A 21,436-nucleotide genomic window follows, 5' to 3' on the forward strand; every position below is an offset into this window, starting at 1 on the left:
GTACCCTACTCACACCCTACAGCTGTATGCTTCCCTCCGCTACGATGCACTAAAATATCATAATTATTTTGATTCTTCATGCTCTATCTTGTACAGTCGCCACTGCCCGTCAAAGTCATGTACCAACGAGGCCCACGGCGCTCCCTTTTCGAACAAATCAGGATAGTTCCGGTTCACCTGATCCAGCGGTACCCCATCCACCAAGCGCGTAACCAAGACATAATCCACCTTGGAAGCAGGCAGATCCATTAGAGATTCCCCAAAGTCAAAATCACTCGTAATCATAAACTTCTTCGGGATTTTGCTGCTCAAAATGATCGGATAGGCGGCATAAGAATCTGTCAAAATGAGAGATGAACCATAATGCTCATCCAGCCACGGCGCTATTTTCCGCTCAATAATTTGACGTTCGTAGCTTTCATTACCACTATGCGTCAAATAGCTGTGTTCATCTGCTGCAATCGCGGGGTTCGTCAGTGCATAGGATAACAAGCCTGCTGTTACCAACATTCCTGCTGTTACTAGTGAAATTCCGATCCCCCTCATTTTCCCCTTCAATAAACTTAGCTCATACGGCAACCAGGCAACCGTAATCGGGAATACATACATAAAATATCGGAACCAACCAAAAGAAGACTGCTTGAGCATCAGCAAAAGCTGAAGTCCTGGCACCGATAAAAAAATGGCCAGTAGCGTTAACGTGCTCCAACTCAACAGACGTTTGTCCAATAGTCGTATGAGCAAAATGGCAATCAACGGAGCAGCATACCATAAGGTTCGTTGCCCGATAAACTTTAGCATCAGCACAGGGTGGGCAAACATGGCCACGAACCGTTGATCCTCCAACAAAGCCGCTGATTGTGTGGAATTGGAATATTGCGAGCGTAAAAAGTAAAGCGGATCGCCCATGATAATCCAGTTAAAAAAGAGCCACAGCAGACCGGAAAAGACAAGTGGCAACAACAATAGAAGCCATGTCGCTTCCACCTTGTACAGGCGCTCTTTTAAAGACAATTCCGTTCTAACCCTCTCTCTGTTTGTACGCCACCGATGCAGAAAAAAGATCGTCAGCAATACACCCAAAGCCATCGCAACGCCAAGCGGGACCGCTTCATAGCGTACCCAAAATGCCAATGCAAGCGCAAAACCGGATACGATCAAATTCGCCGCCTTGCGATCCTTCAACCACATACAAAATCGACTCACTGTCAACAGGATGAAAAAGATATATGGCGAGTCACTTAAGCCGTTGAAGCCAAACAGAAACATAAATGGATTCAGTGAAAATAATAGCGCAATGAGCAAACTGGTTGCACCGTGAAGCCCCAACTGTTTGCCCGTCGCATACAATAATGCCGCGCTCGCCCCTGCAAACAGGCTGCTCACAATCACTGCCGCCAGCCCGTGGGAAGCGAGTACCGGAAATAAAGGATAAAACAACAGCACTATCAGTTCCATCAAACTGGGCAGCGGATTCCATACAAACCCGATAGCACCCAAGTGTGGGTCACGACTGTATAGCACATAAAATGCATTAGCCACTCGACTGAGCGCATCGGTATGCATATAGCCAAGATGCCATGCAAAATACACACCCACGGCCAGTTCAAGAGCAGTAATACAAGCAAACAATGATAGCAATTTTCCGTGTTTTCTTAAAATCATGAAACCTCTTTCTGACGCTGTTGCGGAACGGAGAAGATCCAGTAGCGGTTCCAAATATAATTATGAACAGGCACGATGATGGTAGTTAGTACTTCACCGATCAGATACGACCAACCGATCCAATGAATGGTCACGTACATCAGAGCGGCATTTAAGAGCAAGCCACAGGTGCAGACCAACAAATATTTAAGAAACTGGGTGCGGCTTCCCTCGCCGGTAGGCTCGAACGTCCAGTTTCGGTTCAGCACATACGAAACGAGCAATGTAACCACAAATCCGATTGTAGTAGCCATTACTGCTGGTACCGTAAACAACTCCACCAGCAGCACAAGCACACCAACATGGATACCTGTGCCCAGCAGCCCCACAATACCGTATTTAATGATTGGATACTTTAGATATGAACGTCTGATCATGTTGATTAAACTCCCTGTCCACCCACAATCGGTCAGCATTCGCCCGTTTATCTGCTATCAGATAGCGAGGCCTAGCTTTGACTTCGTGATATATGGCGGCAATATATTCTCCTACCACACCAATTGACAGCATGAGTACACTGCCAATAATCAAGAGCAGCAAAATGACAGTGGTAAAACCGGTCACAGCATCACCCGTTAATTTGCGCATTAAGGTCTGAATCCCCAATACGACTGAAATCAGCATAAAAATGAGGCCCATCAGACTCACTACCCGCAATGGTACTGTCGAAAACGAAACGATCGCTTCTGCTGCCAGTCGAGTCAGCCCTAACGGACTCCAGCGGCTTGGCCCCTCTTCGCGTGGAGCCACCCGGAATGAAATCTGGGTTTTGCGGAAACCTAGCCAGGCCGTCATCCCGCGGAAAAACGGCATACGCTCTGGCATCGCCATCCAGGCATCCACCACTCGTCGATCCAGTAGCTTATAATCGGAGGCATCCTTGAGATTAAAGCCCGTCAAGCGGTTCAAGGTCGCGTAGAACAAAGAAGCTCCGAGCTTTTTGCCCACCGACTCTTCTCCCCGAAATTCTTTCACACATTCGACCAAATCATAACCTTCATTTTGCCATAAACGTACCATTTCCCCAATCATCTCAGGAGGATGCTGCAAATCGCCGTCCATGACAATAATCGCATCGCCAGAGGCATTTTCCAGACCTGCGCACAACGCCAGCTCCTTGCCGAAATTCCGACTCAGCCGGAGCGCGAGCAAAGAGGGCATACGACGGGACAATTCGGACAGCTTGAGCCACGTATCGTCTTTAGAACCATCATCTACTATGATGAGCTCATAGCGTGAGGTGACAACAGACAATACCCCATCAATTACCTTAAGTGAACGCTCGAGATGCGAGCTTTCATTGTACATGGGAATGACGACGGATAAAAAAGGTGTTTTTGTCTCCATTCTTGCTCCTTCTTTCTTCATATTCAGGAGGACTGTGCCGGGGTATCATCCAAATCGTGCATATCGGTCAGACCATGTGTCGTCTTCTCCCAATAGAACGGCTTGGTAATGAGCTGCCAAGCGGCTTTCACCGCAGCTATACTCATAAGTACCCAATATAACGGCGAGAGTAGCCCATATTTGACCATCGCGTATGAAAATGTTCGTTCACCGCGCTCTTCCAGTTCCCCGATGACCCAGTACATTCCGGCCACGTTACTGAATACGAACAGAAAGTTACCGATATAAAATTCCGCGCTGGCCAGGTAATACACATACCCCGGGAACAGCTTGGGAATAAAGGACAATTCCCAGCCAAACCATAAAATAAGCAAACCCCAAAAAATCGGATTCAGCAACGGCAACATCGGAGTTGCCAAAATCATCACCTGAAAGCCGAAAAAGCCCTTCCAGCCCACTTCGCGCACCAGCTTAACCGGATTGCGCATATGAACCAGCCATGTCTGCATATACCCCTTGATCCAGCGTGACCGCTGACGAATCCAGTTGCCCACGCGGCTGTTAGCTTCCTCCCATGTGCGGGAATCGACAATAGCCGTTTTGTAGCCGCCTTTATACAGACGTATGCCCAGATCGGCATCCTCGGTTACATTGTAGGGGTCCCACGCATTAATATCTTTCAATACAGATACCCGAAAATGATTGGATGTGCCGCCTAAAGGAATTGGGGTATCTAACTGCATAATACCCGGCAGCAGCAGCTCGAACCACATACTGTATTCTTGAGTGAACCAGCGGGTCAGCAAATTTTGTGTACTATTAAAGTAGTTGAGCTTCGCTTGAATACATGCATAATGCTCAGGGAGTGAATCGAACGCTGCAATGACCTTTTTAAGCTGATCAGCGTCAGGACGATCCTCAGCATCGTAAATCACGACAAACTCGCCACGTGCCCGAATAAGTCCATAATTACATGCCTTCGGCTTGGTTTTCGGCAAACCGTCTGGAACGACCAGTGTCGTGTAATAGGCTGGCAGCTTCATTTCCCGAAGTAGCTCGATCGTCTCAATGTCATCCTCTTCAATCAGCAGCCGCACATCCAGCTTGGACTTTGGATAATCCAGCTGCTCCAAATTCCGCAACAACATCGGAAGCACGCCCGCCTCCTTATACATAGGTACAAGAATGGTATAGATCGGCAGTTTCTTTTCATCCATGGCGTCAACCTCTTCCTTCGTAAAGCGAAGCTGCGCCCCACGCCGGGAACCGAGGTAAATAATGCCAAATTTAAATAGCGTCATCGCAAAATAAAACAGCTGAATCATCATATTGATGATCAACACCGTTTTCCAACTGTTCCACAAGAGACCGAGCAGTGTAATCATACCCATAGCTGCGAACACCCAAAGTTGTCCCTTTGTAAAAGTCGTCCGCGCCGAATTGTGCGGTTCTTTTTCCAACAGCCCGGTCGTGCTCTCCTGCATCATTTCTTCACCGTAGATTTTACCCCAGAGCTGCTCCATCTCTTCCTTCGTAGCAAGCACCTGCTCTACCGGCATACCCAGAATTTCCTCCAGCTTCAAGCGTCTCTCTTCTGGCAACGGATCGCTAACCGCCACAATATATCGGTTCATATATTGATGGATGACGACCACGCCATAAGCCATTGCCACTTGCTCGGGTAGTTTGTACGCCGCATCCAGCGCGAGCTCCTCACCAATACGCCCGATTCGGTTCTGTGTAGCAATCGCGCGGTACAAATCGGCAGGTTCCAGCATTTGCAATGACAGCAAGATGTCGCCCAGCAGCCCGCCGCTCTTCGCCTGGAACTCCAGTGCGCGCTCCAGTTGTTCCGGTAGTATATAGCCGGAACGAACCAGCATATCGCCTAGACGCTCCTTGGACTCGTCGCCGTCAACCTGCTCCTGGAGCTGCTCGGCTGTAATGAAGCCCATCTCTACAAGAATATCGCCCAGCCTGCCACCGTAACGCTTCTGGTTGCGGATGGCATCTGTCAGCTGATCGCGGGTAATCATCCCGTTCTCCACCAGTTGATCCCCTAGACGGGCCTTGCCGTTTCGTCCGCTCTGCGTTCCTGTTGCGGCCTCTTCGCCTTCTGTACCAGGGATACTGGAAGCAGCGCCCATAGCAGCTCCTGCTGCTATCTGTTCCTGCCCAGAGGCATATTGGACTTGAGCCTCCTGCACCTGTCCATCCTGTATCCCTTCATCCAGCAATTGTTCCACAGCTGCTGCTGTATCATGGGCGTTCTGTATCGCCTGGATACGAAGTTCTGTATCCTGAAGTCGCCGTTCTAACTCTTCAATATGAAAATCAAGCTTGTACAGCACCGGGGCCTGCTCTAACCGCTGGGCCTCTAGCTGTTGTTGCAGTTGTTCGATTCGCTGACGCTCTTCTTTTATTCTTCTCTTGGTTTGGCGAATTGAAACTCCTCCAACCTGCCACCTAAGCTTGTCACCCATGAATTCCCGCCCTTTCAATCCAGCGCCGCTCTTCCGCAAGCGCATCCGCAAGCAGCTGCTTTAACTCCGCATCCCGCTGCTTTTTCCGTTCCAGCGCCGCGTGGAAAAGTTCCCGCTCCTCACGCAGTAACTCCTCCGCTTGCACCCGTTCCTCATGCAATGAAGATATCAGTTGATCGGCTTCAGAAGCGCGATAACCGAACCAAGCGCTCTTTAACTGACGCGCCGTCCTTTTAGTTCTCATAATACCTCCCTGGATCATCCCGACTCCGCCTTCAGCTACGTCGCTACTTTAGAGCTTTTACTTGCCGTTCTCCCGAAACCAGGACATACCTATGTTCTCATTCAAGCCCTTCATTTACACATTTATGAAATTGACCTAATCAAAAGTGCCTCTAGTAACTTGACATTTATTTATTGAATATAGTTCTTGCCCTATTGAATTGGTAATTCAATGAAAAACTTAGTGCTATTCTACCATAATCATCGTAGGCGTAGTATACAAAAATGTAAATTCTAGAAACTTTCACACTAGCGTATTAATAGGTATTTAGAACTATAAATTAAACACTATGAAAAATACCCTTCCAGGAAATCTATGCATTTCATGATCATTGGGATCATGAATAAAACAAATACCTCAAAAAGCACAAAAGACACCGCGAACGGTGCCTTCGAAACCTAGATTGCTAATTCCTTAAAATCTGATTTTACACAGCATCCCGCTACTGTGCAAGACAATAATATCTTTCTTTACTGATTAATTTTTCGGCTTGTGCCCTTCAAACCATGTTGATGTATTCGCCAAGAGCTGTTCACTGCGCCCAATGGCTGCCTGTACCTGCCCGGTAGCGGTTCCACCATATACATTCCGTGCATTAACTACCGCTTCTGGTTGAAGCACCTCATAGATGCGCCCGTCGAACAGATCCGAAAACTGCTGAAATTCGTCCAGCGTCAGATCAAGCAAATATTTTCCATGCTGGATGCAATACAGCACGGTTTTGCCAATGACCTCATGCGCCTGACGGAACGGAAGCCCTTTGCCGACCAAGAAGTCCGCAATATCAGTTGCGTTGGAAAAATCCTGATTGACCGCTTGACGCATACGTTCCTTGTTCACCTTCATCGTGGCGATCATCGGTGCGAACAGTTGCAAGGCTCCTTCCAGCGTGGCAACGGTATCGAACATCCCTTCCTTGTCCTCCTGCATATCCTTGTTGTACGCCAGCGGCAAGGATTTCAGTACAGTCAACAAGCCTACGAGGTTTCCATAGACACGTCCGGTTTTACCACGTACCAACTCCGGTACGTCCGGGTTTTTCTTCTGCGGCATAATGCTGCTGCCTGTGCAAAAAGCATCATCCAGCTCGATAAAACCAAACTCCGTGCTGCTCCATAGCACTAATTCTTCGCTCAGACGAGACAAATGCGTCATAATCAGCGAGGCGCCAGCCAGGAACTCTACAATAAAATCCCGGTCGCTGACGGCATCGAGGCTATTTTCATATACGCCATCAAATCCCAGTTGCTCGGCTACAAAATGACGGTCGATCGGAAAAGTGGTCCCGGCCAAAGCGCCAGCACCGAGCGGCAACACGTTAATCCGCTTGTAGCTGTCTTTGAGTCGGTCAATATCACGCTCCAGCATAGACACATACGCCAGCAAATGATGTGCAAATAAAATAGGCTGCGCACGCTGCAAGTGTGTGTATCCAGGTACAATCGTATCCAAATTATCCTTTGCCTGGCCGATTAATGCAGCTTGTACATCATGCAGCATACCCACCAGAGATACCACACGTCCGCGCAAATACAAGTGCATATCCGTTGCTACCTGATCGTTACGGCTACGCCCAGTGTGCAGCTTACCCCCGACCGGACCAATGGCCTCGATTAGATTTTTTTCGATATTCATGTGAATATCCTCATCCGAAACAGAAAATTCAATTTCCCCACGGCGGATACGCTCCAGGACCGTGTGCAGTCCTTCCTTGATCGTGTCTGCATCCTCCTGCGGAATAATTCCACATTTCCCCAGCATGGCCACATGAGCCAAACTGCCTTGAATATCTTCTTCCGCCAACGCCTGATCAAACCCGATAGAAGCCGTATATTCCTCTACCAGCTTGTTCGTTTGCTTCGTAAACCGTCCGCCCCATAGCTTACTCATTGTATAATCCCCTCTCTGCAATACAAGCCGCCCTCGTCGTTTGGACAAGAACGGCCCGTATCCCGTACATTTTTTAGGTTACATCATTATTTATGATTTTGTGTTACGCCCGCGTTGACCTTCAAACGCAGAGCATTCAAGCGGATAAAGCCTGTTGCATCGCCTTGATCGTAGGCTTGTGTCGGATCAGCTTCCATGGTCGCAATGTCCGGATTGTACAAGCTAACCGGACTTTTAACGCCTGCGCCGATAATGTTACCTTTGTACAGCTTCACGCGCACGGTACCACTGACATTTTTCTGACTCTCATGAACCAAAGCCTGCAAAGCGACACGTTCCGGTGCGAACCAGAAACCGTTGTAAACCAAGGTAGCATAACGGGTAATCAGACTATCACGCAGATTCATAACCTCGCGATCCATCGTGATAGATTCCATTTTACGGTGAGCTGTGAACAGGATCGTACCGCCCGGCGTCTCATAGACTCCCCGACTCTTCATACCAACAAAACGGTTCTCCACCATATCCACACGTCCGATACCATGCTTGCCGCCCAGTTCATTCAGTTTTTCCATCACTTGCAGTGGATTTAGCTGTTCTCCGTTCAAAGCGACGCAGTTACCTGCTTCAAATTCCAACTCCAAATATTCTGCTTCATCAGGAGCGTCCTCAGGCGCGCTGCTGAGCAAGAACATTTCTTTATTTTCAGGGGCACTTGGATCAAACCAAGGGTCCTCCAGCACGCCGCTTTCATAGCTGATATGCAGCAGATTACGGTCCATGGAGTATGGCTTGGCTGCAGAAGCAGTTACCGGAATGTCGTGTTTTTCCGCATAGGCAATCATTTCTGCACGGCCCGGGAACTGATTGCGGAACTCTTCCAGCCGCCAAGGTGCGATCACCTTGATATCCGGCGTCAACGCCGCCGCGTTCAGCTCGAAGCGCACCTGATCGTTACCTTTGCCTGTTGCCCCGTGAGCAATGGCTGTTGCTCCCTCGGCAATCGCAATATCGACCATCCGCTTAGCGATCAATGGACGTGCAATACTCGTTCCGAGCAAATATTGTCCTTCATATAAAGCACCCGCCTGAAACATCGGATAGATAAAATCCTTGGCGAATTCATCACGCAGATCATCAATGTACACTTTGGAAGCCCCCGTAGCAAGTGCTTTTTCCTCCAAACCGTCCAGTTCTTCCTTTTGACCGATATCTGCGGTGAATGCGATGATTTCAGCATCATAAGTTTCTTTGAGCCATTTCAGAATGACCGACGTATCCAGACCGCCGGAATATGCGAGTACGATTTTTTCTTTTGCCATTGTTGAAGTCCTCCCCGATTGCTTACCTTTATCTTCTTTACCTATCAATACCTATCAATCTTATGCCATTAAAGCAACTAACAGCGCTTTTTGCGCATGCAGACGATTCTCTGCTTCATCAAAAATGACGGAATTCGGACCATCGATTACGCCTGCGCTCACTTCTTCCCCACGATGCGCAGGGAGACAGTGCAGGAATAAATAATCCGGCTTCGCCAGCTTGACCAGCTCCTCATTCACCTGGAAGTCGGCAAAAGCAAGCTCCCGCTCCTTCTGCTCTTCCTCAAACCCCATGCTCGCCCACACATCTGTGTAGATCGCATCCGCATCTTGTACTGCTTCCTGCGGACTTTGGGTTATAACGATCTCACTACCTGTCTGTTTGGCAATTTCACGAGAAGCTGCGACCACACTCGGGTCAGGCTCGTATCCAGCTGGACTTGCGATGGACACATGCACTCCAAGCTTCGCTCCCCCAATCAAGAGAGAATGAGCCATATTGTTACCGTCTCCGATGTAAGCCAATTTGAGCCCTTTTAGCTTACCCTTTTGCTCATACAAGGTTTGATAATCAGCTAGCACTTGGCACGGATGAGCTAAATCACTCAATCCATTGATCACAGGAACGGACGCATAACGTGCCAACTCTACAACATTATCGTGCCCAAAGGTACGAATCATAATGCCATCCAGATAACGTGACATGACTTGAGCCATATCGCTAATCGGTTCGCCGCGTCCCAGTTGAATGTCATTTTTGCTGAGGAAAAGAGCATGCCCACCCAATTGATACATACCGACTTCGAAAGATACCCGTGTACGTGTAGAGGATTTTTCGAAAATCAGTCCAAGCGTTTTCCCTTTTAGCGGCTGATAGGTTTCCCCGTTTTTGTGCTTACGCTTAATTTCAATGGCGAGATCAATTAAATAATGGATTTCCTCTGGAGAGTAATTGTCCAGCTCCAGGAAGTCCCGCCCCTTCAAATTCATCTGCTGCAGTGCGCCGCCCTGGCTCATGCTATCGTCTCCTTTTACACTCTAGTCTAGGATGATTTGACCTTTATACTAGGCCACATGCTCCCGAATCAACTCAGCAATCAAGGTTACAGCTTGATCTATTTCGTCTTTCGTTACATACAAGTTAGGCAACAGACGAATCACGTTCGGTCCTGCTGTAATGAACAGAATGCCCTTCTTCTGTCCTGCCAAAACAAGCTCCGCTACCGGTTCGGCACACTCAATACCGACCATCAGACCTTTTCCACGGATATCCTTTACAAAAGGACTATCTCCAAGCTGCTTTTGCAGACTATGGAAAAGGTAATCTCCCATCTCAGCTGCACGTTCTGGTAGCTTGTCATCAATAATCGTTTCAATAGTAGCTTGAACCGCTGCCATAGCAAGTGGCGTACCCCCAAAGGTAGATCCATGACTGCCCGCTGTGAACGCTTCACGCAAATACCCTTTGCCTAGCATCGCACCCACAGAGAAACCACTGCCCAGTCCTTTCGCCAATGTAAAGATATCCGGCTCTATACCATAATGCTCAAAGGAAAACAGCTTGCCCGTCCGTCCCATACCTGTTTGTACCTCGTCAATGATCAGCAGCAAACCATGCTCGCGGCACAGCTTTGTGATCACATCTACGAAAGCAGGGTCTACCGGATACATGCCGCCTTCGGCCTGCACCATTTCCAGCATAATTGCCGCCGTATGCTCACTGATGGCTGCTTCAAGCGCCGTCTGATCATGAAGCGGAACACTTTTGAACCCGGCGGGAAGCGGTAAAAAGCCCTCTTTAACTTTATCCTGACCCGTAGCGGTCAAGGTTGCCAGCGTCCGTCCGTGAAAGGATTGCGTGAACGTAATGATTTCGTAGCGACCAGTCTGCTTTACCTTCTGGTGGTAACGACGCGCCAGCTTAATTGCAGCTTCGTTCGCTTCGGCCCCGCTGTTGCAGAAAAACACAGCATCCGCGCTGCTATTGGCTGTCAGCAAGGCAGCGGCTCGTTCTTGCCCCGGAATATGAAACAGATTGGATACATGCCACAATTCATCGATCTGTTTTTTCAATCGCTCAGCTACTGCTTGAGGCGCATGGCCGAGATTGGTAACGGCAATGCCCGACATGAAATCCAGATAACGCTTGCCCTGATCATCCCACAGCCAGCTTCCTTGTCCTTTTACCAGTGTAAGCGGGTATCTTGCGTAGGTTGGAAAAAGGGAGCTTTCTGTCTGCGCTTTTGCCGACACCTTATCCGTTTGCACTCCGCTTCCATCCGTACTTGGCATTTCCTCGCTCACCAGCGTATTCGGTTCCTTACTCATTATGTTCACGCTCCTTTATCGTTTGGTTATATAGGTCGAGCTATATATTGTAATTACTGCATACGCACGATGCGTGTTCCAATCGATTCTCCGCCCAGCACACGGCTTAGTACCTGCGGTTCGCTACCGTTCACAATGACGACTTCCTTCACTTTGCCGTGGATACAGGCAATAGCCGCTCTCACTTTCGGGATCATACCACCGTATATTTCACCTGTGCTGATCATATCCTCAATCTCCTGTACGGTGATAGAATCCAGCACTCTCTTTTCTCCGCCATACTTCTTCAATATGCCTGGTACATCTGTAACGACGATCATCCGACTGACCCCCAGATGAGAGGCTACCGCACCCGCCGCTGTATCCGCATTAATATTGTAACGCTGACCCGATCGATCAATCCCGATAGGTGCAATAACAGGCATATAGTCCATATCCAGTACACCTGTAATAATCGAGGCTTGAACGGATGTTACCTCTCCGACCCAACCGACCTCTGCGGCATTCGACACAGGCTTGGCTTCGATTAAATAGCCATCACTGCCTGACAACCCCAACGCTCGGCCCCCATGCATCCCTATTCTACGTACAATCTGCTTGTTAATGCTGCCAGCCAGTACCATTTCCACGACATCTAACACGGGTTCAGTCGTTTTGCGTAATCCATGAATGAACTCTGTTTCGATCCCCAGCTTCGCCAAGTTGTCGGAGATCGCAGGGCCACCGCCATGTACAATGACAGGTTGAAGACCTTCCGACTGCAAACGCGCCAAATCTTCAAAAAAGGAATCAGGTAACGCAGCCAGCGTACTTCCTCCGCATTTCATCACAAAATTACGACGTGCCACTCCCGCATGATTCGCTTGATCCGCGTGTTCCACTGCCGATTGCATATCATCTCTCCTTTTCTTATCTGCATATCCGTGCCATTTTTAAATGATGCTGGGCTTACATCCGCTCGTTGCTTCTATCAACTACTATCCTAATTCAATCCGTATTTTATTCTGGTATCTATGTCCGATAAGCTGCGTTAATCCGCACATAATCATAGGTTAGGTCACAGCCCCATGCTGTAGCGGTTCCGTTCCCGTGATGCAAATCAACAATAATTTGCACCGTATCTCCCCGCAAATAGGCTAGCGCCTCTTCTTCGTCAAAAGCGACCGGACTCGATTGGCTTAGCACAACAATATCACCCAAGCGAATATCTACCGTATCTGGATTAACTGGCTCTCCAGCACGCCCTACGGCCGCAATAATCCGTCCCCAATTCGCATCTGCTCCGAAAACGGCCGACTTGACCAGACTGGACCCCACCACTGTCTTGGCTATCGCTTGAGCGGACGCATCGCTTACCGCTCCGCTTACAGACACCTCTACCAGCTTCGTAGCACCCTCTCCATCGCGAGCAATTGCCTTCGCCAGCTCTCGGCAGATATAGGTGAACGCCTCGGCAAAAGCGTCCCAATCGGGATGCCCTACGTGCAGTTCACGGTTGCCAGCCAGTCCGCTCGCCATGGCGATTAGCATATCGTTCGTGCTCGTATCCCCATCCACCGTAATCATATTAAAGCTGGTATCCGTTGCCTGCTTTAATAGTTGATGAAGCGCCGTCTGTCCGATCACTGCATCACAGGTCATAAAAGCGAGCATCGTTGCCATATTCGGATGTATCATGCCCGAGCCCTTGGCCGCCCCGGCGATGTGTACGGTCACACCGTCCACCTCAACCGCCACACACGCTTCCTTTTTGACCAAATCCGTTGTCAGAATGGCTTGGGTAAATTGCTCCGCTCCATCGTTTGCCCCGTTCATACGGTCAGGTAAGGAGGATATTCCGCCAAGCACACGATCCATTTTCAAATGCTCGCCGATCACGCCCGTCGAGGCGACGGCTACATTGCTCTCAGCAACACCCAGTTCACGAGCCGCAGCCGAACGCATAGCGTAGGCATCCTGCTCTCCTTGTTGTCCCGTGCAGGCATTGGCGTTCCCGCTGTTCACCACTACTGCCTGCAATCGACCATCTGTCAAGCTCTCGCGGGTCACCTTCAGTGGTGCAGCCTGAAACGCATTGGTGGTGTACACCCCAGCAGCTGTCGCCTCTACCTCGCAACGAATCGCGCCCATATCGTTGCGGTTCGTATTTTTTAGTCCGCAGTGTAATCCCCCGGCTGTAAAGCCACGCGGAGTTACGATGTTGCCCCCGTTTACTACTGTAAACACTACTTTGCCCATAATTATGTGCCCTCGTTCGCAACATATTCAATGAATGACAGCTGCCTGTATTCGAAATTCCGCTCGCTGACGTTTCCTGCATCTTGTTGCGGTTACTTGCTACTTACGGATATACCGGTATGAAGCCCAGCCCGAGGTTCTCCTCCCATCCCATCATCAAATTTAAATTCTGAATCGCCTGTCCAGCGGCACCCTTCACAACATTATCAATGACAGAAATAATCGTAAGACGCCCGGTCCGGGCATCTGCTGCAAAACCGATGTCGCAGTAATTCGAACCCAATACTTCCTTCGTTGCCGGCCATATACCTTCGCCACGTACCCGGACAAAAGGATGCCCTTTATAATAATCCCGGTATAACTCGATAAGATCCTGATCTGTATGGTCACCCTTTAGCGTGACATAAATTGTACTCATAATTCCTCGGGTCATGGGAACAAGTTGTGTCGTAAACGTAATCGTAACGTCCTCGCCCGCAATATCACCCAGTACCTGTTCGATCTCAGGGATATGCTGGTGCTTATTTACCTTATAAGCCTTGAAATTTTCGTTCATTTCCGCATAATGCGAAACGAGGCTTGTTCCCCTACCCGAGCCGGATACACCGGATTTGGCATCCACAATCAGCGACCGATGGTCAATCCAATCCGCTTTCAGCGCAGGAATAATGCCCAGCAATGTTGCGGTCGGATAACAGCCTGGATTTGATATAAAAGAAACGCCCGCCAGCTTTTCTGCATACACCTCGCTGAGTCCGTATACCGCTTGCTTGAGATACTCGGGTGAAGCCGCAGGCTTTTTATACCATGCTTCATACGTTTCCCCGCTTCGAAGCCTGAAGTCCCCGGAAAGGTCAATGACTTTCAGTCCGGCATCAAGAAGCTGCGGTACTAACTTGGTACTAACGCCCGATGGCGTAGCAGTGAAAACCAGATCGGCCTTGGCAGCAATTTCGTGGACTTCGACACCGTCCAAATCCTGCACCACAATGTCCGTCAGATGTGGAAATCCGTCACTGATTGGGACACCCGCGCTGGATGAAGAAATAACAGATACAATCTCTACTTGCGGATGATGAACCAAAAAACGAATCAGCTCCACCCCGCCATACCCGGTGGAACCGACAATTGCCACTTTTAACTTGCTGCTCACAGACCTTCCTCCATTCCGTTCCTATGAAATATGTATTATTATACGACTCTATTCATATAAATACAACACCTCATGTCATGTTATTCCTCCAAATTTAAAATATGCACTCTTGCCTATTCTTTTGACGGACAAGCTGTACGAGCTATAATAAAGGAAATAAAAAATAGACAGAGAGTCTCTTGAATACAATCTGCCGTTTTGCATAAAGAAAAGGGGGGATATTCCCTTTAAATTATCTCATATATTGGTATTCATCTCGATTGGCCGTTTGCTGCACTTTATGAACTTGTTGAACATGAATGGAGTACACATAGCAGTACACACAAGAGAAAATCACATGGGCTGCATCTAGTGAATCTGCGCAGAGGAGCCGGTGGAGCGGATAATTGGGGTCGAAAAATAAACTTAAACGTTAGGGGTGCTACACATCGAAACATATACAGCGAATATCGTTATAGATGCAAAAGCAAAGTTAGGCGAGGGTCCCAGCTGGGATCAGCAGTTTCAACGTTTATTTTGGGTCGATATTGAAGGTTTTCAATTGCATATCTATGATCCTTCTACGTGCACAGATCGTACAATAGAGGTTGGTGAACATATTGGTGCAGTTGTACCTTATCTCAAAAATAAAGTGATCGTAGCGCTGATTAGCGGTCTATATTGTTTGGATATTGAGACAGGGGCCAAAGTATTGATCCATGATCCTGAGGAAGGTAAACTAGGTAATCGTTTTAATGATGGAAAATGCGATCCTACAGGACGTTTTTTAGCAGGAACAATGAGCCTAAATGGCGAACACGCGCAAGGAGCATTGTATAGTCTGAGCACAAAAGGCAATGTCTCCTTACTGGTTGATAAAGCTTCCATATCTAATGGATTAGCCTGGAGCGCAGATCATCGTACAATGTATTACATTGATACTCCAACATTGGAGGTCGTCTCCTTCGATTACGATGTGGCACAAGGCACGATTAGGAATAAGCAACTGGTGGCTAGATTGGATGAAAGTGAAGGGTATCCAGATGGCATGACAATCGATGCAGAGGGCATGTTGTGGGTCGCGCGATGGGGTGGTAAACGTGTCTCCCGTATCCATCCTGCTCATGGAGAAGTAATTGCTGAGGTGTCACTCCCCGTCAATTGTGTGACTTCGTGTGCTTTTGGCGGTGAACATCTGGATGAGTTATATATTACGACTGCTCAAGATAATGATAGTGCCGATCAACCATTAGCAGGCGGTCTATTTATGGTCAAAACAGGGGTAAAAGGAACGCCAACCTCGTATTTCAATCAAGGACAACCGGCAAATTGGCTTGAACGATTAGTAAAAAGAATCTAGTAAAGCTATTCTGAAGAGAGGAGCCTACTACATTAGTGGGCTCTCCTGCTCTCCTACATTAATTCAGTTAAGAGCAAGTCTCCAGACATGCCACTTTGTTTTAGCTTTCCTTCTTAAACCCTTCACCCAATACCTCACGAGTATTACTAATAATCACAAAAGCTTCAGGGTCTACCAAGCGGACGAGCGTCTTGAGGCGAGTTACCTCGTTTTGTCCGACTACAACCATAAGTACAGGACGTTCTTCGTTCGTGTAACCGCCCCGTCCTGCCAGCTCTGTCAATCCTCGGTCCAAATCCTGCAAAATAGCCTGCGTGATCGTTTCTTTCTGATTGGATATGATGTAAGCTACTTTGGAGTAACTCAGTCCCATTTCCACAGCATCAATGACTTTGCCAGTTACAAACAAGCCAATCAACGCATACAGCGCACGTTCCGGCGAGAGGGTAAAACCAGCCAGTGTAATCACCGTTCCATCCATCAACATGACACAGAGAGAAAGACTAAAACCCGTATACTTTTGAATAATCTGCGCCAAAATAGCCAGTCCACCCGTCGAGCCCCTGCCCCGAAATACGGTGCCCAAACCCAACCCTACTCCGATTCCACCATATAGCGAAGCCAGCAACGGATTTGTTGTCGGAACTGCCCAGTCCTTCGTCACATAAACGAATAGCGGCAGCATAATACTTCCCAGCAGGGAACGCAACCCGTATTTTTTCCCTAACAGCAGTACTCCTGCTATAAATAACGGAATATTCATTCCCCACTGCGTATAGGCTGGTTCCAGGCCAAACAGGTCCTCACCCAAGATAGACAAGCCCGATACACCCCCGGATGCAATCCGGTTTGGAAGCAAGAACATGTTAAAGGTCAGCGCTGTAATGAAAGAGCCGAGTATAATCAGCAAAATGTCGGTCACGTTGCGTGCGGGTCCGCTGGCGGCAATCAGAGGCTTGCGGCGTCTTCGACGGGTAGCGGGGGGATTCAATTGAGACATCATTCGTGTTCTCCTTTAGTTAAAATACCATTACACAAAAATTCCTACAGTCCGCAGGCACATGGTCTGCAGACTGTAGGAAAACGTACAGGCTATTATTCTGCGTCCAGCTTAATTTGGCTGCGCAGGTAACCGTCGATGAACGGATCGAGATCGCCATCCATGACAGCTCCTACGTTGCCAGTTTCCACGCTAGTACGATGATCCTTAACCATGCTGTATGGATGGAACACGTAGGAGCGAATTTGACTGCCCCATGCAATATCGGACTGTTCTCCGCGGATTTCGTCCAATTGCTGACGCTGCTCTTCGATCTTACGCTCGTAGAGCTTGGAACGGAGCATCGTCATTGCCTGCTCACGGTTCTTGATCTGGGAGCGCTCATTTTGACAAGTTACAACAATGCCGGAAGGAAGATGCGTAATTCGGACGGCTGAGTCAGTCGTATTAATATGCTGACCACCTGCACCGCTGGCCCGGTACGTATCAATTTTAAGATCCTCTGTGCGGATCTCAACGTCCACATCATCGGCAATTTCCGGCACCACATCACAGGATACGAACGATGTGTGCCGACGGCCGGAGGAATCAAATGGTGAGATACGAACAAGCCGATGTACGCCTTTTTCCGCTTTCAGGTAGCCGTAGGCATTATAACCTTTAATCAATAGGGTTACGCTCTTAATCCCTGCTTCATCACCCGCAAGGTAATCCAGCGTTTCCACCTTAAAACCGCGTTTTTCTGCCCAGCGTGTATACATCCGTAGCAGCATTTGACCCCAGTCCTGCGACTCGGTTCCACCTGCCCCCGGATGCAGCTCCAAAATGGCATTAAGCTTGTCATATGGCTGATTCAAAAGCAATTGGAGTTCAAACTCTTGAAGCTTGCTCAGCAAGGATCTGATACTGTTTTCAATTTCTCCAGCCAGTGTTTCGTCGCCTTCCTCATCAGCTAGCTCAGCCATCATCCCCGCATCCTCATATTCCTGACGGAGCTGTTCATAGCTGTCTACAGAAGACTTAACCGCATTCATTTCCGCGATCACGGCTTGAGCTTTATCGTTATCATCCCAAAAATCAGGCGCAGCCATCTTTTCCTCAAAGTTTGAGATCATTTCCTGTTTGAGATCTAAGTCAAAGAGACCCCCTAAGGTTTGTTAGTTTCTTGCCTATTTCTCTTAAATCATGTTTTACATTTGGATCTATCATGATGACATTCTCCTTTTAATATAGGGTTAGGGGGAGTAAAAGCGTTGTGAGTTACGGGCTGGTGAAGAGACGCTGCGCGAATGATTCGATCTTACGATCGCTGTTGCAGCGAGATGCCCTTGATTGGATTAACACATTCAAAGGTGGGCATCTCACTGCAAAGGCGAACGCTGACGCTTCTCCAGATCCAAATCCTCCGCTTCGCTGCCGACCGCCGTAAAGTTAAACTGCTTTTAAATAACTGGCTCTGGTTATGTGAGTCAGATTAACTGCTGAATTAACTGACAAACAAGCAGATACCTGCTTGCTTGTCATAATTATAGAAATAGGGACAATCTTCTCAAGAAAAAAATATTCAAACCGATCCTCCAACAGAGACCTATAAGTTGAAAACATCAGTCTCACCCCTGTATGGCACAAAATGGCCGACGGTCAGTGGTGAACTGCCGCCTGCCATTATATGCACTGCAGGGAATAGTGTATCTCAAGATCTCTCCCTTAATTTCAATCCGTTATTTTCTACGCGGACGCGAAGGAGCGGATTTCTTTTTAGGAGCCGCAGGTTCACCACTCGTCGAGATTTTGTCTTCGTCGATGACAGCCTGACGCTCTTGATTGGATTCAATTTGTGCTTTCATGATGTATGTCGCTACTTCCTCTTGGATGCTAGCAATCATAGCATGGAACATTTCGAAGCCTTCAAATTGATATTCGCGCAACGGATCGGTACCGCCGTAAGCACGCAAGTGAATACCTTGACGCAATTGATCCATAGCATCAATATGGTCCATCCATTTGCTATCGACTGCACGCAGTACGATAACCTTCTCGAACTCGCGTACCATATCTTCGCCAATCATTTCTTCACGGCTGTGGTATCTGTTGGTAACTTTTTCGAAGATCATATCCACGATCTCCTCTTTTTCCTTGCCCCACAGGTCGTCACGCGTAAGTGCATTTTCCTCAAGCAGGTTGTTGTTCACATACTCTGCTACTTCTTCAAGCTCCCAGTTTTCAGGAATGTCATCGCCGCAATGAGCTTCCACTACGCGCTCAATGACAGGCTTGATCATGTCGAACACAATTTCCTTGATGTTCTCTGATTCCAGAACCTCACGACGTTGTTTGTAAATAATAGCACGCTGCTGGTTCATTACATCATCATACTGGAGAACGACTTTACGCTGATCAAAGTTGTTGCCTTCGACGCGTTTTTGAGCTGATTCGATAGCACGTGTAATCATACGGCTCTCGATAGGTTGGTCTTCCTCGAAGCCCAAACGCTCCATCATATTCAGTACGTTGTCCGCACCAAAACGCTTCATTAACTCATCGCCCAACGATAAGTAAAACTGTGTGGAGCCCGGATCACCCTGACGTCCTGCACGTCCGCGAAGCTGATTATCAATACGACGGGATTCATGACGTTCTGTACCGATGATATGCAAACCACCGAGTTCTGATACGCCTTCGCCCAGTACGATGTCAGTACCACGTCCAGCCATGTTGGTAGCGATGGTTACTGCGCCAGCCTCACCTGCACGGGAAATAATCTCAGCTTCCTCAGCATGATACTTAGCGTTAAGCACTTTGTGACGAACGCCTTTGCGTTTCAACATTTCAGAAAGAAGCTCCGAGTTTTCAATAGAAACCGTACCTACTAATATCGGCTGGTTCTTTTTGTTGCGCTCCAGGATTTCATCCACCACTGCATGGAATTTTCCTTTCACGCTCTTGTACACTACGTCAGGCATATCTACACGCTGGTTAGGCCGATTCGTTGGAATTTGAAGTACTTCCAGACCATATATTTTCTTGAATTCTTCTTCTTCTGTTTTAGCCGTACCCGTCATACCCGCCAATTTGCGGTACATACGGAAATAGTTTTGGAATGTAATCGTCGCCAGCGTCATGCTTTCATTTTGTACAATGATGTTTTCCTTCGCTTCAATGGCTTGATGCAGACCATCACTATAACGACGTCCAGCCATCAGACGACCTGTAAACTCATCGACAATCAGAACTTCACCGTCAGCTACGACATAGTCCACATCCAAACGCATAATAGCGTTAGCCTTCAATGCCTGTACAATGTGGTGATTGATTGTAACACTTTCCTGATCGTACAAGTTTTCGAGACCAAAGAAATTTTCAGCTTTGGATACGCCGTTTTCGGTCAAAGCAACCGACTTCACCTTAATATCCAGAGTGTAATCTTCTTCAACACTCAGGCTCTTCACAAAACGATCAGCCGCAAAATACAGCTCTGTCGATTTCTGAGCTTGTCCTGAAATAATCAATGGTGTACGAGCTTCATCGACGAGAATGGAATCCACTTCATCAATGATACAGAAGTACAACGGACGTTGTACCATCTGCTCTTTGTAAAGCACCATATTATCGCGCAAATAATCGAACCCGAACTCGTTGTTTGTACCGTACGTGATGTCACAAGCATAGGCTGCCTGCTTGGCGCCATGATCCATATTAGCCAAATTCAGCCCTACGGACATCCCCAGGAAGTTATAAATCTGTCCCATTTCTCCGCTGTCACGTTGCGCCAAATAGTCATTGACCGTAACCACGTGCACGCCTTTGCCCAACAGAGCATTCAAATAAACCGGCAGTGTTCCTACCAGTGTTTTACCTTCACCGGTTTTCATCTCGGCAATTTTACCTTCATGCAGCGCAATACCGCCGAGCATCTGTACGTCATAATGACGTTTACCCAGCACCCGCTTGGACGCTTCGCGAACCGTTGCAAAAGCTTCCGGCAAAATTTCTTCAGCCGTAGTCCCTTGTTCGACCCGAGCTTTAAATTCTGCCGTCTTCGCTTGCAACTCCTCATCCGAGAGCTTTTCGAAATCCGGCTCTATCTTATTGATCAGTTCAACCGTCTTCATTAAACGCTTGACGTCACGTTCATTGGTATCTCCGAAGATTTTCTTAACAATTCCTAGCATGGTTTACCCCTTTCGCGCAAAACAATTAATAGAATCAATTTCACAATAAGAAAGGGTCCATGATGAAATTGATTCCCGATATGTTTGACAGGCCCGGCTGTACCAGCCCATCGTGCGATGTTCTTTGCATAAATTGTAACAGTTTGTAGGACATGCCGCAACACAAGCAGCCTCCAG

The 21,436-nt window shown here is 48.1% G+C and carries 16 protein-coding genes; 1 reads left to right on the forward strand and 15 read right to left on the reverse strand.

All coding sequences use genetic code 11. The features are described from left to right. Nucleotides 1–63: 63 nt before the first annotated feature. From KAI37_RS23325 to argC, 12 genes are all read right to left on the reverse strand, one after another. A complete protein-coding gene (locus KAI37_RS23325) occupies nt 64–1,665 on the reverse strand; it encodes an ArnT family glycosyltransferase (protein WP_076294063.1) in 1,602 nt (533 codons plus the stop codon). Next, nucleotides 1,662–2,081 carry a GtrA family protein gene (locus KAI37_RS23330; protein ID WP_220030302.1) on the reverse strand — a complete coding sequence of 140 codons (420 nt, stop codon included), beginning with the start codon at nt 2,079–2,081 and terminating at the stop codon, nt 1,662–1,664. The genes KAI37_RS23325 and KAI37_RS23330 overlap by 4 nt, the downstream gene beginning before the upstream one ends. Beyond that, nucleotides 2,044–3,051, reverse strand: a complete 1,008-nt coding sequence (locus tag KAI37_RS23335; protein WP_023990627.1) for a glycosyltransferase family 2 protein — start codon at nt 3,049–3,051, stop codon at nt 2,044–2,046. Before KAI37_RS23335 ends, KAI37_RS23330 begins: the two co-directional genes overlap by 38 nt. Nucleotides 3,052–3,074: 23 nt before the next feature. After that, a complete protein-coding gene (locus tag KAI37_RS23340; protein WP_220030304.1) occupies nt 3,075–5,534 on the reverse strand; it encodes a cyclic di-GMP-binding domain-containing protein, MshE-related in 2,460 nt (819 codons plus the stop codon). Then, nucleotides 5,527–5,778, reverse strand: coding sequence for a hypothetical protein (locus KAI37_RS23345; RefSeq protein WP_023990629.1), 252 nt, complete (start codon nt 5,776–5,778; stop codon nt 5,527–5,529). Before KAI37_RS23345 ends, KAI37_RS23340 begins: the two co-directional genes overlap by 8 nt. A gap of 516 nt (nt 5,779–6,294) precedes the next feature. Further along, the gene (argH, locus tag KAI37_RS23350) at nt 6,295–7,707 is read right to left on the reverse strand and encodes an argininosuccinate lyase (protein WP_071643265.1); all 1,413 of its coding nucleotides are present in this window, start codon (nt 7,705–7,707) and stop codon (nt 6,295–6,297) included. A gap of 86 nt (nt 7,708–7,793) precedes the next feature. Beyond that, the gene (locus KAI37_RS23355) at nt 7,794–9,029 is read right to left on the reverse strand and encodes an argininosuccinate synthase (protein ID WP_071643267.1); all 1,236 of its coding nucleotides are present in this window, start codon (nt 9,027–9,029) and stop codon (nt 7,794–7,796) included. A gap of 60 nt (nt 9,030–9,089) precedes the next feature. Then, the gene (argF, locus tag KAI37_RS23360) at nt 9,090–10,046 is read right to left on the reverse strand and encodes an ornithine carbamoyltransferase (RefSeq protein WP_220030306.1); all 957 of its coding nucleotides are present in this window, start codon (nt 10,044–10,046) and stop codon (nt 9,090–9,092) included. A gap of 48 nt (nt 10,047–10,094) precedes the next feature. Continuing rightward, nucleotides 10,095–11,357, reverse strand: a complete 1,263-nt coding sequence (locus tag KAI37_RS23365) for an acetylornithine transaminase (RefSeq protein ID WP_071643269.1) — start codon at nt 11,355–11,357, stop codon at nt 10,095–10,097. A gap of 53 nt (nt 11,358–11,410) precedes the next feature. Then, complete coding sequence (gene argB, locus KAI37_RS23370; protein WP_025723996.1) at nt 11,411–12,250, reverse strand: acetylglutamate kinase; 840 nt, start codon at nt 12,248–12,250, stop codon at nt 11,411–11,413. 118 nt (nt 12,251–12,368) lie between these two features. Further along, nucleotides 12,369–13,595: a bifunctional glutamate N-acetyltransferase/amino-acid acetyltransferase ArgJ gene (argJ, locus tag KAI37_RS23375; RefSeq protein ID WP_220030308.1), complete on the reverse strand. Its 1,227-nt coding sequence runs from the start codon at nt 13,593–13,595 to the stop codon at nt 12,369–12,371. A 103-nt stretch (nt 13,596–13,698) separates the two neighbouring features. Further along, nucleotides 13,699–14,748 carry an N-acetyl-gamma-glutamyl-phosphate reductase gene (argC, locus tag KAI37_RS23380; RefSeq protein ID WP_220030309.1) on the reverse strand — a complete coding sequence of 350 codons (1,050 nt, stop codon included), beginning with the start codon at nt 14,746–14,748 and terminating at the stop codon, nt 13,699–13,701. Between the two features lie 418 nt (nt 14,749–15,166). On the opposite strand from argC, the gene KAI37_RS23385 reads away from it, so the two are divergent. Continuing rightward, nucleotides 15,167–16,087, forward strand: a complete 921-nt coding sequence (locus KAI37_RS23385) for an SMP-30/gluconolactonase/LRE family protein (protein WP_076294062.1) — start codon at nt 15,167–15,169, stop codon at nt 16,085–16,087. 100 nt (nt 16,088–16,187) lie between these two features. Here the strand turns inward: KAI37_RS23385 and KAI37_RS23390 are convergent, their stop codons facing one another. The 3 genes from KAI37_RS23390 to secA all read right to left on the reverse strand — a co-directional run bounded on the left by KAI37_RS23390 (nt 16,188) and on the right by secA (nt 21,259). Then, a complete protein-coding gene (locus tag KAI37_RS23390) occupies nt 16,188–17,087 on the reverse strand; it encodes a YitT family protein (RefSeq protein WP_076294061.1) in 900 nt (299 codons plus the stop codon). Between the two features lie 95 nt (nt 17,088–17,182). Further along, nucleotides 17,183–18,296 (reverse strand): peptide chain release factor 2 gene (gene prfB, locus KAI37_RS23395; protein ID WP_103744773.1). Its coding sequence is split into 2 segments (ribosomal slippage): nt 17,183–18,223 and nt 18,225–18,296, totalling 1,113 coding nucleotides; the frame shifts between segments, so codons are not numbered across the junction. A gap of 512 nt (nt 18,297–18,808) precedes the next feature. Continuing rightward, nucleotides 18,809–21,259, reverse strand: coding sequence for a preprotein translocase subunit SecA (gene secA, locus KAI37_RS23400; protein WP_071643279.1), 2,451 nt, complete (start codon nt 21,257–21,259; stop codon nt 18,809–18,811). Between the last annotated feature and the right edge of the window lie 177 nt (nt 21,260–21,436).

The organism is Paenibacillus sp. S25, from assembly GCF_019454085.1.
Classification (GTDB): domain Bacteria; phylum Bacillota; class Bacilli; order Paenibacillales; family Paenibacillaceae; genus Paenibacillus; species Paenibacillus polymyxa_B.